Origin of the sequence: Chitinophaga qingshengii, from assembly GCF_014529935.1 — a bacterium.
Classification (GTDB): domain Bacteria; phylum Bacteroidota; class Bacteroidia; order Chitinophagales; family Chitinophagaceae; genus Chitinophaga; species Chitinophaga qingshengii.
In genome coordinates, this window is record NZ_JACVFC010000006.1 from 74438 (window position 1) to 89513 (window position 15076).

Consider the following 15076-nt stretch of genomic DNA (forward strand, 5'->3'; position numbering starts at 1 on the left):
CTAAATCAGTGTTCGCGCTTTCAACTCCAGGTATTTGTTGACAACATTCAACGTCAGTTGCTCCGGTGTACTCAGCAACGACATAATACCATATTTAGCCAGCTCCTTCACGATCAGCTTTTTATCATAAGCAAACTTCTGCGCGATGGTTTGCTTATAGATCTCCTCCACATCAGTCGCTTCCATCTCCGTCATTTTCTTCAGCTCCGTATTCTCAAAAAATACGACCAATACCAGGTGATATTTCGCCAGCCGCCGCATAAAAGGTAACTGCCGCTGCAAACTGGACATCGATTCAAAATTGGTAAACAACATCAGCAGCGAACGCTGGGATAACGCGCTGCGCAACTGTACACTCAACGCCTCAAAATCACTTTCTTTCCACTGTGTTTCCTGCGCATACAACGATTCCAGTATCTTATTGAGTTGCACTTTTTTATTGCTGGCAGCCAATACTTCCACCGTGCTTTCATTAAACGCCACCAGGCCGGCTTTATCGCCCTTGCTCAACGCAACATTACTAAACACCAGGGAAGCATTGATAGCATAATCCAATAAGGTCAACCCTTCAAAAGGCATTTTCATGGTACGTCCCTTATCAATCACACAATACACCTGCTGTGATTTTTCCTCCACGAAGTTATTGACCATCAGGTCACCGGAACGGGCCGTTGCTTTCCAGTTAAGCATCCGCACATCATCTCCCTTGCTATAAGGTTTAATGTGATCAAACTCCATACTATGACCAATTACCCGGCGTTTATGTACCCCAATATCGTTGAGCCGGTTCATATACGAATACAGGGAAAAATGCCGCAGCTGCTGAAAGCTGGGATACACCTGTATAGATTGCTCCGTATTAAAAACAAAACGACGGTTCACAATACCCAACGCACTTTGCACAAATACATTCGTATAACCGAACCCGTATACACCTCTTTCCACCGGCCGCAACTGGTAACGGAACGTGTACGTTTCTCCGGCTCCCACCTTCGCCTTCAGGGAGAAATCGCGGTCCTGGAACTGGAACGGCAATTCATCTATCAGCGTTATAAACACCGGAAAAGGGTAACGGTTATGACAGGTTACCACCACTTCATTATCGTCTCCATTACTAAAACGCGGACTGGCAGTACGCGCCGCTTCCAGGATATTCGCCGGCCGCAATACCAGCAATATCATATCGAGTGCTACCAGTACCAGCAGCACGCCGAAAGTCATAAGCGCAATATTGTACAGCACCGGCACAAAAAAGGCAATGATAAACAACAGTATGTTGATACCTAGTCCCAGGTACAGGCGATTGCTGAAGAACAGCTGCTGATACAAATTTTTTTTAACGATTGAAGCCATATTTCATCTGCTTATCTGGGAACCTCTATCATCTTGAGAATCTGGGCGATCACATCGTCGGTACGGATACCTTCCATTTCTTTCTCCGGTGTGAGCATAATACGATGACGCAGCACATGCGGGAGCATTTCCACAATATCATCCGGCACTACAAAATCACGGTTACGCATAGCCGCCATTGCTTTGGCGCAGTTCATCACGGCAATGGATGCACGTGGTGAAGCACCCAGGTACAACGAGGCATTGACACGGGTTTCCTGGATGATGGAGGCAATATAATGCAACAGTTTTTCTTCTATTCTTACCTGGCGTACCAGGTTCTGAAATTCGATGATCTGCGTAGCGGTAACTACCCTGGATATAACGGCAGACATATCTGTAGCGCCGTTCAACCGTTGTACGTTTTGCAGTACGGCTACCTCCTCTTTCAGGTCGGGGTATTTCACTTCTATTTTAAAGAGGAAGCGGTCCAGCTGTGCTTCGGGCAGCCGGTAAGTTCCTTCCTGTTCTATCGGGTTCTGGGTAGCGATCACCATAAACGGACGGTCCAGCTGATAGGTAGTACCGTCGTTGGTGATTTGTCTTTCTTCCATCACCTCAAAAAGCGCCGACTGTGTTTTGGCCGGGGCACGGTTGATTTCATCTATCAGCACCAGGTTGCTGAAGATAGGTCCTTTTTTGTATTCAAATTCGCGTGTTTGCGGATTAAATACAGCCGTGCCCAGTACATCTGCGGGCATCAGATCGGGGGTAAACTGTATCCTGGAGAAATCAGCGTCGATACACTGTGCCAGTAATTTGGCGGTCAGTGTTTTGGCCACGCCCGGCACCCCTTCAATCAGTACATGCCCCTGTGTGAGCAGGCCTGCTATCAGCAGATCTACCATCTGGTGCTGTCCCACAATTACTTGACCAATCTGTGCTCTGATAGCTTCCACGCCTTCATGCAGGGTGGTAAAATCAGTCCTGGGTTGAAAGGTATTGATGTCCATTATTTCGTATTTAAATAAAAATGTTGAATGCGTTGGTAAAAATGTTGCAATTGTTCATCGCTCACCTGTTCTGCCAGCTGTATCCGATGGATGGTGTCAGTCAGCTCGCGGACTTCACTCTCCGGCATAGCTGACTTTTTGGATAACGTTTCTACAAATTGTGTGTTAAGATGATTCGTATTCAGGTAATAACGGTTACGGATATACTCTAACAGGTGCAGTGTCATTTTATGCGCCAGGTTATAGTTGTTATGCTGTTGATAATACAACTGCCCGATGGCATCTACAAATTCCAGGGAATTGTTGACCAGTGCCGGTTTATCAGGGATAATACGTTGCCTTCTTTTCCCTTCAAAAACCACATACAACAATAGCAGTAAAACCGCCAGCCACAACGCCCAGCGCATAGCAGGATAACGCATCAGCACCTGCCATTCGCTGAAGTCGCCGGACTGCGCACTGCTCTGGTGACTGTAAAAATCATCCCAGTATACATTACTGGCATCATCCGGCATATAGGACAGTTGTGTTTCCAGCGCTGCGATGTTCTGTTTTTCCAGCAGAAAATAGTTCGTGAAAGTGTAAGGGTTCAGCGATATAAAAAAACAACCACGTCCGTGAAGTATGCGGATAAAATTCGGCTTTTCCTTGTAGTTATTTCCCAGCACCGTTGTATAGGCGGTGTCTATACGGGAGAAGTAGCTGCCGGCAATCATCCCGCTGTAGTTGTAAGCGGTGTCCAGTGGTACCAGCGGATCGATGTAACGTTGTACCTTGGTAGGTTCGCCTGGTTGATAATCGCTGCCTTCCACTACTTTGAAACGCAGTTGCTTAGCCAGCAACGGGTCCATTTTGTTAACAGCCAGGAACAGGTAGTTACCGCGGCGTACACATTCCATCATCGCCTCCACATCCTTTTCGGTAGTAAACAGTTCATTCGCTAACAGGATGTAGTTATTGCCGGGGAATCGCAGTTCTGATTCCTTTTCAAAAGTGGCGTTAAATGGTTTGGTCACCACCTGTACAGCATGACTGGCAAACAGTTCCGGCAATGTTTTGAAAGCCACATAGGCGCCACCAGCCTTTTTATCCTGGTTGGAAAAAGATGAGTTTTCCATTTTGGTGGACAACCTTTCTGTATTCAGATCGCCCATTTTGCTGACAGCTGACAGCATAACAAGGACAAATAATACGATGCCGATGATGATATAGGTGGTCCTTTTTTTCACGAAACTTTGCCTAATTGGTTATTAAAATCCCTGAACTGCCGGTCCATGGCCTTGAAACTGTCTTCGCTGATATCAAATCCACCATACCAGATATATTCATACTCCAGGGTAAGGGTGGAAAATGTTTTATAGTAAGGCGTGCTCCGCATACTACGCAGGTAATCGTTGTTGGTTTTCTCCCGGCCGGGCGTAATCAGTTGATGGCTGGCTAACTGAAACAGCGTATAGAGGTACCACCAGCGGATAGCCTGCCTGATGTCGCCGGCAATAACCGCCGCACGGATTTTCGCTTCGTATTCTTTCGCACTGTGCAGCTCTTCTTCCTGTATTTCTTCCAGGCCATCTATCAGTTTTGGTTTTCGGAAGATGTTAATGCCGTTTTGTTGCATGTAACGATACAACAGGTAGCCTATACCTGCTACCAGCATAATAACCACGATTTTGGCGAGCCCGCCGAGGTGCGAAAACAACCAGTTTAAAAACCGGTAAAAACCATCTCTATGGGATGCCGTTTCTCTTTTCTCCGCTTCGTCGCGGTATTGCATGCTTTTATCTGCCTTTAGGGTAGTGATTATATGGTCTGGTACCTTACGTTTGTCGAATGCCGGCAGCTCTACTTCCTCGCCATATTCGTCGGTCATGACGGTTTGCGCGAAACCCGGCAGTGGCATACACAACAGGCATAACAGCAGCAAACGTTGGCCATATTTTCTGCAAATCCTTTTCATCATATTACTGCTTTGAAGGGGTACGGGGGATCAACACTTTACCGGTTTCGCTTAAACGATATCCTTTGCGGTGCAGGCGGATAGGATATACTACGAAATAACCTATCATAAACGCCAGTGAGCTACCCAGTATCAAAAGGCTCAGCCACAAGGGCATAGCGGTGTAGCGGGTTACAAATCCTTCCAGGAAGGCCGCTACCAGAAAAATGGGGATCAATGTCACCATGATTTTAACCCCGTCTTTTGCACCTTTACGCAGGGAGTCCAGGCGTTTGCGCGTTCCCGGGAACAAGATGCTTTTCCCCAGTATGATCCCGGCGCAGCCGGAAATAACAATGCTGGAGATCTCCAGGGTACCGTGTATCCATATCACCAGTATAGATTTAAAACCTAAACCGTGAGAGAAAAAAATATACTGGAATACGCCCAGCATAATACCGTTGTGCAGCAGTAGATACAGGGAACCAATACCCAGGAAAATACCACTTACAAAACAAGTCAGCGCCACCCGGATGTTATTATAGGCGATCTGTAAAAACATCAGTAGCGGATTGCCTTGTTTATATACGCCAAAGGGATCGTTATTCGCAATATTTCTCTCCGTCATATTCACATATTCATCTCCCAAAAAACCTCTCACAAAAGTTTGATCATGGGCCGATGAAAAAGCGCCGATAATGCAGAACAGCAGGAAAAAACATAGTGTAAACAGCAACAGGCGGTGGTATTGCCGGAACAGTAACGGCAATTCGTACCGGAAGAACAGCTGAAAACGCCCTATCTCTTCTTTGCGGTTCTGATAGATACGCTGATAAATACCGGCAGCCAGGCCATTGATATAACGGGTTACTTTACTAAAGCTGTAAAATGTTTTAGCATAGGAGAGATCATCCAGCAATGACACAAACCGCTCCGCCGTTTCATCGGGATCGTCGGTTGGCTCCTCCTGGATTTGTTTCCAGCGGGGCAAATTTTTCTTGATAAACAACGATTCTCTCATAGTGAGTCTAATTCCCTTTTAAATCCGGATATCTACCTACAGTTTTAGGGGGGAGTATCGGGCAAACATACTAATCGTTTAACAATATATAAACTAATATGTAAATTTGAGTATGAGCAACATAAAAATACCAACTTCCTTTAACATAGACCTTGAATTTGAGACAGAAGATGTGCTAAGACGTTTTCTGGCCTGGGTGATTGATTTTCTGATCAGGGCAGCCTACTGTGTGATGGTGCTGATAGCTGTTTCCAACCTTCACCTGGATAATACGGCTTCCATTATCGTGGTGATGTTGCTGATGGTAATACCGGTCAGCGTATATTTCCTGGTGGCGGAAATAGCGATGGGAGGCCAAACGCCCGGTAAAAAGTTGCTGCATATGAAAGTGGTGAGTCTTACGGGGAACCAACCCACTGTAAGCCAACACCTGATCCGTTGGTTATTCAGGATGATAGAATCGCCTTTGTTGTTTGGGGCTTTCCTGATACCAGTGATTATTCCGATAGTAACGATGTCGCGCAGTCCTTATAGCCAGCGCCTGGGCGACCTGGTAGCCGGCACCATTGTGATCAGTACCAAACATACCGGCAGTATTGAAGAAACCATTTTCAGGGATATGTCGCTCTCCGACTACCAGCCGCAGTTTCCCCAGATTATGCGTTTATCTGACAGGGATATGAACAAGGTGAAAGAGCTGCTGGACAAAGCACTGAAAGCCGGCGATGAAGTGCTGGCCGCCAAAGTGGCCCATCGTATCAAAGAAGTGTTACACATAGAATCCGGGTTGCCCAATACGCATTTCCTGGAAACCGTGTTGAACGACTACAACTATTACACAACAAAAGATAACTAAGCAAGCTCATTTTATACACAAAGGCCGGAACAAAATGCTGTTCCGGCCTTTGTTTTTATAGAGATGATTTATTGCAGACTTTTACCGATAGAACCGATGTCGTCCTGTGGACGGGCAGCATTGGGATCGCCTGCCGGGCCCAGGTATACGATGGTGCGGTCAAATGCAAGGATAGCGAGAAAAATAAAGTTGAGGAATATCAGGCCGATGGTAAAGCCGGTGCTTCTTCCAAAACTTTTACTGAGCAGGTCCAGCATCATGATGGCGATCACGATGTTCACAAAAGGAATCAGCAGCAACAGCAGCCACCACCATGGTTTACCGATAATTTTCAGCATGATGAGTGTGCTGTAAATGGGAACAATGCTCTCCCAGCCTTCAAAACCGGCCTTCCTGAATACTTTCCACATACAGATAATGGAAAAAACGGCGCAGGCCAGGCCAAATAACAGGAAAGGAAGCATGAATGCGAAAATGGCACCGCTATTGGTGTTGTCCATAAGATGTGATTTTTGGGATGAAGGAATAAGATACCAGCAGTCACATATCAGTCCGCTATCGGGGAAATAGGATGATATTAAGATACAAAAAAATCAGATATAAAAACGGAAGCACATACATATTTGATTGATTTTTTTACCGGAAAATCGGGGCTTATGAAAGCATACGCAACATTTTTTTTTAGATTTCTTTTACAAAATTTGGATTTTCAGCGGATTGCATTACCTTTGCAACCGGCAAGTCTTATACGACCAGCTCCTGCTGAACTCCCCCAGGACAGGAATGTAGCAAGGGTAGGTGGTTGAAGCGGTGCGATATAAGTAACTTGCCTTTTTTCTTTTTTTAAAGGTCATTAGTTGCTCGTCAATAGTCATCTGGTTACTATTTGCTCTCCTCTTCACTAATGACAGTGCACTCCGCAAACAAAACAAGTCTTTACAAACTAATTCTTAATAGTATGAAATTCTTTATCGATACAGCTAATCTTGATCAGATAAGAGAAGCTCATGATCTCGGCGTGCTGGATGGTGTAACCACTAACCCGTCCCTGATGGCCAAAGAAGGCATCAAAGGTGAAGCAGCTATCCTGAAACATTATGCAGACATCTGTGAAATCGTAGATGGTGATGTGAGTGCGGAAGTATTCTCTACCGATTTCAAATCTATCGTGGAAGAAGGTAAGAAACTGGCTGCCATTCACCCTAATATCGTGGTGAAAGTACCGATGATCAAAGAAGGTGTGAAAGCCATTAAATGGTTTTCTGAAAACGGTATCCGTACCAACTGTACGCTGGTATTCTCTGCCGGTCAGGCTATCCTGGCTGCAAAAGCAGGCGCCGCTTACGTATCTCCCTTTATCGGTCGTATCGATGACAGCAACTGGGATGGTGTAGAACTGATTGCACAAATTGCGCAGATCTACAGCCTGCAGGGCTTCAAAACGGAGATCCTGGCAGCTTCTATCCGTAGCGCCCTCCACATCGTAAAATGTGCGGAAGTAGGTGCCGACGTATGTACCTGCCCGTTAGATTCCATTCTTGGTCTGCTGAAACATCCGTTAACGGATATCGGTCTCGCCAAGTTCCTGGAAGATGCCAAGAAAATGTAATTTTCAAGATATTTTTTAGATGGTGTATCCCCGGTGCAGTTCTTGCGCCGGGGATTTTTTTTGTAAATTAGTTCACCACTAAAACCACGTAACCGGATGGGGAAATACATTCTGGCCCTGGACCAGGGCACTACCAGCTCCCGCGCCATCATCTTCGACCATGATGGCAGTATTAAAGCCACTGCACAAAAAGAATTTAAACAGATATTCCCCCAACCCGGATGGGTGGAACACGATGCCATGGAAATATGGACCTCACAGGCCAGCGTTGCAGCAGAAGTATTGCTCAAAGCCCGTATCTCCGGTGATAATATCGCCGCTATCGGTATTACCAATCAACGTGAAACCACTATCGTTTGGGACCGTAAAACCGGTAAACCCGTGCATCATGCTATTGTTTGGCAGGATCGCCGCACGGCAGCCTACTGCGACAGCCTTATCAAAGAAGGACGGGAACAAATGATCAAAGACAAAACAGGGCTGCGTATAGATGCCTATTTCTCCGCCACCAAAATCAAATGGATACTGGACAATGTTCCGGGGGCACGACAAAAGGCAGAAAATGGTGAACTGGCTTTCGGCACGGTAGATAGCTGGCTCACCTGGAACTTCTCCAACGGACAGCTGCATATCACCGATGTGAGCAATGCTTCCCGCACGTTGTTGTTTAATATCCACGATATGAAATGGGATGAAGAACTGCTCTCCCTCTTCGATATACCCGCTTCGCTGTTACCGGCAGTAAAACCTTCCAGCGAAGTATACGGTTACTCTGAAGCTAACCTCACCCCCTATCGTATACCCATTGCCGGTATTGCCGGCGATCAGCAGGCAGCGCTCTTCGGACAAATGTGCACCACCCCCGGTATGCTCAAAAACACTTATGGCACCGGCTGTTTTATGGTGCTCAATACCGGCAGCAAGCCCATTCCGTCACAAAATAACCTGCTGACCACCGTTGCCTGGCAAATCAACGGGGAAACCACCTACGCCCTGGAAGGCAGCATCTTCATCGGCGGCGCGGTAGTACAGTGGCTGCGCGACGGCCTCGGTATCATCCGTCACTCTGCCGATGTGGAAAAACTGGCCGCTACCGTACCACATAGTGACGGCGTATATTTTGTACCCGCCTTCGCCGGTTTAGGCGCTCCCTACTGGAACCAGCACGCCCGTGGCACCATGGTCGGTATTACCAGAGGCAGCAGCGCCGCTCACATCGCCCGCGCCGCACTGGATAGTATCGCTTTTCAGACCATGGATGTGCTTAAAGCCATGGAAGCCGACTCCGGTATGCCTATCAGCGAATTGCGCGTAGATGGCGGCGCTACCAGCAATAATATGCTGATGCAGTTCCAGTCGGACCTCCTGGAGGCTCGCGTGGTACGTCCGCATATCACCGAAACCACCGCACTGGGCGCCGCTTACCTCGCCGGCCTGGCAGTAGGGTTCTGGGACAGCATCGAATCCATTGCCCGTCAATGGAAAGTAGACGCCACCTTTGATCCTTCTATGGAAACAACACAACGCCAACAACTTTGTAAGGACTGGAAACGCGCTATCAGAGCGGCCCAGGCCTGGACAGAAGAAGCATAAAAACTCCACTTATGTCACCATTTTTAGCCGAAATTATCGGAACTGCTTTTATCATTGCGCTGGGCGACGGCGTAGTGGCCAACGTAGTACTCAACCGCTCCAAAGGCAACCAGGGCGGCTGGATCGTTATTACCATGGGATGGGCCATGGCCGTATTCGTAGGCGTATTCTGCGCCGGACAATACAGCGGCGCCCACCTCAACCCTGCCGTTACCATTGCCCTCGCCATAAAAGGCTCTTTCAGCTGGGCACAGGTACCCGCCTATATCGCCGCCCAGATGCTGGGCGCCATGCTCGGCGCATTCCTGGTATGGCTCTGCTACAAAAAACATTTCGACGCCACCGATGATGCCGCCAGCAAACTGGGCGTATTCTGCACTATCCCGGCTCTGCGAACACCCGGCTATAATTTCCTCACCGAATTTGTGGCCACGCTCGTTTTTATCCTGGCTGTCTTTTATATTACCAAACCCGCTTCCGGCATCGGTTCACTTGATGCCCTGCCTGTAGCCTTCGTGGTACTCGCTATCGGCCTTTCCCTCGGCGGCCCCACCGGCTACGCCATCAACCCTGCGAGAGACCTGGGCCCCCGTATTATGCACGCCATCCTGCCTATCAGTGGCAAAGGCGGCAGCGACTGGGGCTACGCCTGGGTACCCATCGCCGGTCCTATTGCGGGCGCCATTGCGGCAGCGGTGATATATAATCAGTTCCTAAACAGCTGATGGCCATGATTACTGCTGATTTCGCTGATTAGCGGAAATGGATATTTGATCATAAAAAAAGGATGACCGAAGCGGTCATCCTTTTTGCATTTTATATATTCAGAAAAACAATTACAATAGTCCATCGATCAGCCACCGTAAACAATTTCACTCGTTCCTGCCTACAAAAAAATTGCATTCATTGTACCTTTTTCATCCACCTCATATCCCTCCAATTCTATCAAACAAAATTAAAATCACATCCGATCTCCGCTAATCAGCGAAATCAGCAATAATCATGTTCATTACAGTTATTTTCATTTTTTTCTGAAAGTTTCGTAACTTTGATAAAAATTAACACTGGTACAGCGTTTGAACTGGCAGCAGTATCAGTATGTTATAACGAAACATGCCATATCCAACACATTGCAGTATAAATAAACAGATGAATTATGATCCAGCCTAACATTCCGGAGTCCGCTCAACCGCGCGTAGTTATTGTAGGAGGAGGATTTGGCGGTATTAATCTGGCCAAGCAGCTGAAACACGCCCCGGTACAGGTAGTATTGCTCGACAGAAACAATTATCACCTTTTTCAGCCGCTGCTTTACCAGGTATCTACTGCCGGCCTGGAACCAGACAGCATCGCCTTCCCGCTGAGAGGCATCTTTAGAAAACAGAAAAACCTCGTCTTCCGGATGGCGGAAGTCACGGGCATCAGAAGCAATGAAAACATCCTGGAAACAGGCATCGGTGAAATACGATACGACTATCTCGTCTTCGCTACCGGCAGCAATACCAACTTCTTCGGTAACAAAGCCATTGAAGACAACGCCATCGGCATGAAATCCCTGATAGAAGCGGTGCAGATCAGAAATTATGTGGTGAAACAATTCGAGGAAAGCCTGCTGATCAAAGATCCGGAAGAGATAAAACCCAAACTTAATTTCGTGATGGTGGGCGGCGGTCCTACCGGTGTGGAACTGGCAGGCGCTTTCGCCGAACTACGGAAATATATCATGCCTAAAGACTATCCCGATTTACCCCAATCCCTGATGAATGTTTACCTGATTGAGGCAGGACCGAAACTACTGGCTTCTTTCAGTGAAAAAACATCCCAGCGCACCATGAAAGCCTTGCAGGACCTGGGCGTAAGGGTGATGGTCAATACCGGCGTAAAAGAATATGATGGTCATACTATTACACTGAGCAATGGCGAAACTATCCAGTCCCAGTCCCTGTTGTGGTCCGCCGGCGTAAAAGGCGTACCGGTGAAAGGGCTGCCACAGGACATTCTGTTGCCTAATGGCCGTATCCTGGTCAATGAATTCAACCAGGTAAAAGGATATGAAAATATATATGCGATTGGAGATATCGCACAAATGACCAACGACCAGCGTTTCCCGAAAGGATATCCCATGGTGGCGCAGGTAGCTATTCAACAAGGTAAAAACCTGGCTCATAACATCCGCCTCACCCTGGAAAATAAACCACTGAAAGGTTTCTATTACAAAGATCTCGGCAGCATGGCCACCATCGGACGTAACAGGGCGGTGGCAGAATTCGCCAATATGCGCCTCAGCGGCTATTTCGCATGGATCGTTTGGATGATCGTGCACCTCATGAGCCTCCTCGGTTTCCGGAATAAACTGGTGGTATTCATCAACTGGTTCTACCGCTATTTCACTTACGAAAGAGGTACCCGTATTATCATCAAACGAGGCGCCGCCAACATTGTGAAACTGCGGCAAACGGTGGGCGCATAATTAGAATTGTTTTGTTGTTATATAATAGGTGTTTTATTGTTAAAAATGCAAAAGAGCTGATGAGATTTTCATCAGCTCTTTGCATTATATAACTAGCTACGCGTGACGGTCGTACCTGATAGCCACTCCGTCTAAAAAGTAAACTGTCAATCCCAATTTACTATAGGCCCATACCTTGATTTTATCCCGGCCAGCAGACGTTTCCGATACGGAAGACGGCCTTCCAATGGCCTTAACAAGAAAAATATCAAATAGCGTTTTCTCTTTTACCATCTTTTTGACATCATCAAAAAACAGGTCGGTGTTATGGTAGGGTATCTTTTTGAACGCGCTCAATTCGTCCTGCACCAAAGCACTTTTATTATTTACAACCAGGATGGGTTTATTTGACAGACACTCATACAGCACAGCGTTTTCCTGGTATGGGTCTGGTAATGAACGTAAAGCATAATTTCTGTATCCGCTATCGAGTGCCACCTGCTTTACAGCGCATTTTTCACAAATAAATTTCCCCTGAGCATGGTACACCCCTTTTTTTTGGGCAGCGACAGTTGAAAACATCGCCAATACAATCCCCAACAGGAAAATAAACGTCTTACTAATCATTGTACAAATATCTACTTCCGGTTCAGGATTGAATTCAATGTAATACTGGACACCAGTTCATCCGCCCTCCCGCCTAAAGGCCGGAAATACAGCAGGATCGTGTAGTTATTCTCCGTTTCCCACCAGTTGCCTTCTGTCATGTCGGTATTGAATTTTCCGTTGGGTACCGTTTTATCCACCAGGCCATAAATGTAATTGTAATAGCCCTGCTTCAGGAACAACGTTCCTTCATAGGCGCGGCTGGCCGCATTGTAGGTCATCCGGCTGTTGGTGTTCAATTCGTAATCGGTCATCTCACCAAAAATATACATATCATAACCTGCATACGGTTCGGGGGCAGCATATGAAAAATGTACGGAGGCATAATCTCCTTCAAAATTAGGATCATAATTATCCAGCGTGGCCAGGTAATACTTGCCATTGATATCCTTGATAAACTGGTAGATCTTATCTGCCCGCTCATAATCCGTGACCGCAAAAACATCGGTACTGTTGGCATGGTACTCTGATCGTTGTACTCTTTCTGTTTGCAAACGGAAACTCCGCAGGTCCAGCCAGCGGAACTCTTTGCCGGCAGGAATTACACAGTCCATTTCCGCATTGTACTTGATCACATTGCCATTGATAAACTGCGGCTTCAGATTGGTGATGGCATTGTCCCAGCGATAGTTCTGCAGGATCACCACCTTGATCTGATCAAAAGGGTTCTGAATATTCAGGGAGCCGGTATTGATCTCAAAATTAATTTTCTGGTGCGTACGGAAAAGTTTAGGCGTTACCGGTTGCTGGATAAAGCCTGCAATACCGGCCTTTTGCTCCACTACGTATAGCCGGCGCGTAAAAGCCAGCTGGCTCGTATCACTGTCCAGGTACACTTTCAGCAGGTAGTTGCCGGATTTGATCGGATAACTGTTGGTACCCGGCAATTGCACGCTATAGTGGGTATACCGCTGCAAAGCCACGGCAGACATCTTGTAATTGAGTATCCTGGTTTCGGAAAAACCACGCATATAGTCAAACGGGTTTACCTGGGCCGGCGTCCAATCGGCGTTACAAAGCACGAAGGAATAATAATAGTTTTTCACATCGTTGTCCATGTCATCAAAAGACAGCTCCAGCTTTTCCCCGGTACCAATCGTATACATGGGCATACTCAGCGGATCTCCCTGCTGGTTAAATTTGACGGATTTGATGTTATTGTAGTAAACATGGTCCGGTGTAATGGCATTGACCTGGGCCATCACCCTGCCGGTAAACAGACTTGCTGCCAGGACTACCCATAAAAGAAATGCTGCTGTACGCATACTGGCTATTTGGTTATAGTTAAGTTACGATTATTTGCTTATTTAGAGATTTAGTTATTTACATTTGCCTTAATCGTTCAGCCTTTCTGAAATCAGTTCAATGGAATTATCTGCTTTTATTGCCAGAAGGATCGCTTTTAACAAGGCCTCCTCTTTTTCAAAGTTCATCATCAACATCGCTGTGGCAGCTACTGCTATCAGCGTGGCGGTAATGATACTGGCGACGGCCCTGGTCAATGGTTTCCAGCAGGTGATCCAGGATAAGATTTTCAGCTTCTGGGGACATCTTCATGTTAATCAATACCAGCCCAATGCGGGCCCGCTGACGGAAGAAATTCCCTTTACTTCTACCCTCACGCTGATAGACAGCATTAAAAGAGTGCCTGGCGTTAAATCTGTTAACCCTTATGCCACCAAATCGGCCATCATCAAGTCTGAAAAGGAAATAAACGGCATCATTTTCAAAGGAATAGATAAAAGCTACGACTGGCCGCAGTTGCAACGTTTTATGCAATCCGGCCGCCCCCCTCGTTTTAACGATACCAGCTATGCCCCGGAAATCATGATTTCCACCAACATGGCACAGGAACTGCAACTGAAGGTAGATGATAAAGTGATTATCTACTTCATCCAGGGAGGCGGATTAGCACCCCGCGCCCGGAAATTACAGGTCTCCGGTATCTTTAAAACAGGCATCGAAGAATATGATAAGACCTATGTGATCGGCGACCTGAACCTGATACGCCGTCTCAATGACTGGGAACCTGCACAAATAGGCGGTTATGAGATCATGCTCCAGGATTATCACCTGATGGACACTATCGCCCGTATCATTGATAACAACGTACTGCCCGATCAGCTCTTCACCCGCACCATCCGCGATATCTATCCCAATATCTTCGACTGGCTGCAGTTACAAAACCAGAATGAACTCATTATCATTGTCATCATGACCATCGTAGCTGTGATCAACATGATCACCGCCATCCTGATATTGATACTGGAAAGGACCAATATGGTCGGCATCCTCAAAGCCCTCGGTATGCGTGACTGGAAAATCCAAAAGGTATTTATATTCCAGGCCGGTTATATCATCTTCCTGGGCGTGCTGATCGGCGATTTCTTCGGGCTGGGACTGGCATTTTTCCAAAAGGCCACCGGCATTTTCAAACTCCCGGAAGAGTCCTACTACATGACGGTGGCCGCTATCGACATCAAATGGCAGGAAGTTGTGCTGATCAATCTCGGCACATTCGTCGTTTGCCTGCTGATACTACTGATTCCATCGCTTATCATCCGGAAAATCACGCCGGTGAAAGCCATTCAGTTCAAATAA

14 protein-coding genes and 1 other RNA gene are annotated in these 15076 nt (G+C 46.9%); 7 read left to right on the top strand and 8 right to left on the bottom strand.

Translation table 11 applies throughout. The features are described 5' to 3' along the window. From ICL07_RS29680 to ICL07_RS29700, 5 genes are read right to left on the bottom strand one after another with little or no spacing between them, the layout of a single operon-like run. Complete coding sequence (locus ICL07_RS29680; RefSeq protein ID WP_188091703.1) at positions 1 to 1353, bottom strand: DUF58 domain-containing protein; 1353 nt, start codon at positions 1351 to 1353, stop codon at positions 1 to 3. An 11-nt stretch (positions 1354 to 1364) separates the two neighbouring features. Then, the gene (locus tag ICL07_RS29685) at positions 1365 to 2345 is read right to left on the bottom strand and encodes an AAA family ATPase (protein ID WP_188091704.1); all 981 of its coding nucleotides are present in this window, start codon (positions 2343 to 2345) and stop codon (positions 1365 to 1367) included. Continuing rightward, positions 2345 to 3574 carry a DUF4350 domain-containing protein gene (locus ICL07_RS29690; RefSeq protein WP_188091705.1) on the bottom strand — a complete coding sequence of 410 codons (1230 nt, stop codon included), beginning with the start codon at positions 3572 to 3574 and terminating at the stop codon, positions 2345 to 2347. The genes ICL07_RS29685 and ICL07_RS29690 overlap by 1 nt, the downstream gene beginning before the upstream one ends. Beyond that, positions 3571 to 4305 carry a hypothetical protein gene (locus tag ICL07_RS29695; protein ID WP_188091706.1) on the bottom strand — a complete coding sequence of 245 codons (735 nt, stop codon included), beginning with the start codon at positions 4303 to 4305 and terminating at the stop codon, positions 3571 to 3573. The genes ICL07_RS29690 and ICL07_RS29695 overlap by 4 nt, the downstream gene beginning before the upstream one ends. Before the next feature lies 1 nt (position 4306). After that, positions 4307 to 5302, bottom strand: a complete 996-nt coding sequence (locus ICL07_RS29700) for a stage II sporulation protein M (RefSeq protein ID WP_188091707.1) — start codon at positions 5300 to 5302, stop codon at positions 4307 to 4309. Between the two features lie 112 nt (positions 5303 to 5414). Between ICL07_RS29700 and ICL07_RS29705 the strand changes: the two genes are divergently transcribed. Continuing rightward, complete coding sequence (locus tag ICL07_RS29705) at positions 5415 to 6158, top strand: RDD family protein (protein ID WP_188091708.1); 744 nt, start codon at positions 5415 to 5417, stop codon at positions 6156 to 6158. 68 nt (positions 6159 to 6226) lie between these two features. Here ICL07_RS29705 and ICL07_RS29710 read toward each other — a convergent pair whose 3' ends face one another. After that, the gene (locus ICL07_RS29710) at positions 6227 to 6658 is read right to left on the bottom strand and encodes a DUF5684 domain-containing protein (protein ID WP_188091709.1); all 432 of its coding nucleotides are present in this window, start codon (positions 6656 to 6658) and stop codon (positions 6227 to 6229) included. A 235-nt stretch (positions 6659 to 6893) separates the two neighbouring features. Between ICL07_RS29710 and ffs the strand changes: the two genes are divergently transcribed. The 5 genes from ffs (at position 6894) to ICL07_RS29735 (ending at position 11830) form a co-directional block, all read left to right on the top strand. Next, an RNA gene (ffs, locus tag ICL07_RS29715) (signal recognition particle sRNA small type) lies at positions 6894 to 6993 on the top strand. Between the two features lie 123 nt (positions 6994 to 7116). Beyond that, positions 7117 to 7767, top strand: coding sequence for a fructose-6-phosphate aldolase (gene fsa, locus ICL07_RS29720; RefSeq protein WP_078667044.1), 651 nt, complete (start codon positions 7117 to 7119; stop codon positions 7765 to 7767). A gap of 96 nt (positions 7768 to 7863) precedes the next feature. Further along, positions 7864 to 9360: a glycerol kinase GlpK gene (glpK, locus tag ICL07_RS29725; RefSeq protein ID WP_188091710.1), complete on the top strand. Its 1497-nt coding sequence runs from the start codon at positions 7864 to 7866 to the stop codon at positions 9358 to 9360. Positions 9361 to 9371: 11 nt separating this feature from the next. Next, entirely contained in the window at positions 9372 to 10085 is a 714-nt protein-coding gene (locus ICL07_RS29730; RefSeq protein WP_188091711.1) for an MIP/aquaporin family protein, read from the top strand. A gap of 431 nt (positions 10086 to 10516) precedes the next feature. Then, the gene (locus ICL07_RS29735) at positions 10517 to 11830 is read left to right on the top strand and encodes an NAD(P)/FAD-dependent oxidoreductase (protein WP_188091712.1); all 1314 of its coding nucleotides are present in this window, start codon (positions 10517 to 10519) and stop codon (positions 11828 to 11830) included. Between the two features lie 96 nt (positions 11831 to 11926). Here ICL07_RS29735 and ICL07_RS29740 read toward each other — a convergent pair whose 3' ends face one another. Continuing rightward, positions 11927 to 12409: a hypothetical protein gene (locus tag ICL07_RS29740; protein ID WP_188091713.1), complete on the bottom strand. Its 483-nt coding sequence runs from the start codon at positions 12407 to 12409 to the stop codon at positions 11927 to 11929. A gap of 38 nt (positions 12410 to 12447) precedes the next feature. Further along, positions 12448 to 13740 (bottom strand): type IX secretion system plug protein, encoded by a 1293-nt coding sequence (locus ICL07_RS29745; protein WP_188091714.1) that lies wholly within the window; start codon positions 13738 to 13740, stop codon positions 12448 to 12450. A 100-nt stretch (positions 13741 to 13840) separates the two neighbouring features. On the opposite strand from ICL07_RS29745, the gene ICL07_RS29750 reads away from it, so the two are divergent. Continuing rightward, positions 13841 to 15076 carry an ABC transporter permease gene (locus tag ICL07_RS29750; protein ID WP_188091715.1) on the top strand — a complete coding sequence of 412 codons (1236 nt, stop codon included), beginning with the start codon at positions 13841 to 13843 and terminating at the stop codon, positions 15074 to 15076.

Bases quoted from the DNA above. Each gene is read 5' to 3' on its own strand.
- ICL07_RS29685 (WP_188091704.1), bottom strand. From the start codon at position 2,345: ATGGACATCAATACCTTTCAACCCAGGACTGATTTTACCACCCTGCAT.
- ICL07_RS29750 (WP_188091715.1), top strand. From the start codon at position 13,841: ATGGAATTATCTGCTTTTATTGCCAGAAGGATCGCTTTTAACAAGGCC.
- ICL07_RS29680 (WP_188091703.1), bottom strand. From the start codon at position 1,353: ATGGCTTCAATCGTTAAAAAAAATTTGTATCAGCAGCTGTTCTTCAGC.
- ICL07_RS29745 (WP_188091714.1), bottom strand. From the start codon at position 13,740: ATGCGTACAGCAGCATTTCTTTTATGGGTAGTCCTGGCAGCAAGTCTG.
- glpK (WP_188091710.1), top strand. From the start codon at position 7,864: ATGGGGAAATACATTCTGGCCCTGGACCAGGGCACTACCAGCTCCCGC.
- ICL07_RS29730 (WP_188091711.1), top strand. From the start codon at position 9,372: ATGTCACCATTTTTAGCCGAAATTATCGGAACTGCTTTTATCATTGCG.
- fsa (WP_078667044.1), top strand. From the start codon at position 7,117: ATGAAATTCTTTATCGATACAGCTAATCTTGATCAGATAAGAGAAGCT.
- ICL07_RS29700 (WP_188091707.1), bottom strand. From the start codon at position 5,302: ATGAGAGAATCGTTGTTTATCAAGAAAAATTTGCCCCGCTGGAAACAA.
- ICL07_RS29710 (WP_188091709.1), bottom strand. From the start codon at position 6,658: ATGGACAACACCAATAGCGGTGCCATTTTCGCATTCATGCTTCCTTTC.
- ICL07_RS29735 (WP_188091712.1), top strand. From the start codon at position 10,517: ATGATCCAGCCTAACATTCCGGAGTCCGCTCAACCGCGCGTAGTTATT.
- ICL07_RS29695 (WP_188091706.1), bottom strand. From the start codon at position 4,305: ATGATGAAAAGGATTTGCAGAAAATATGGCCAACGTTTGCTGCTGTTA.
- ICL07_RS29705 (WP_188091708.1), top strand. From the start codon at position 5,415: ATGAGCAACATAAAAATACCAACTTCCTTTAACATAGACCTTGAATTT.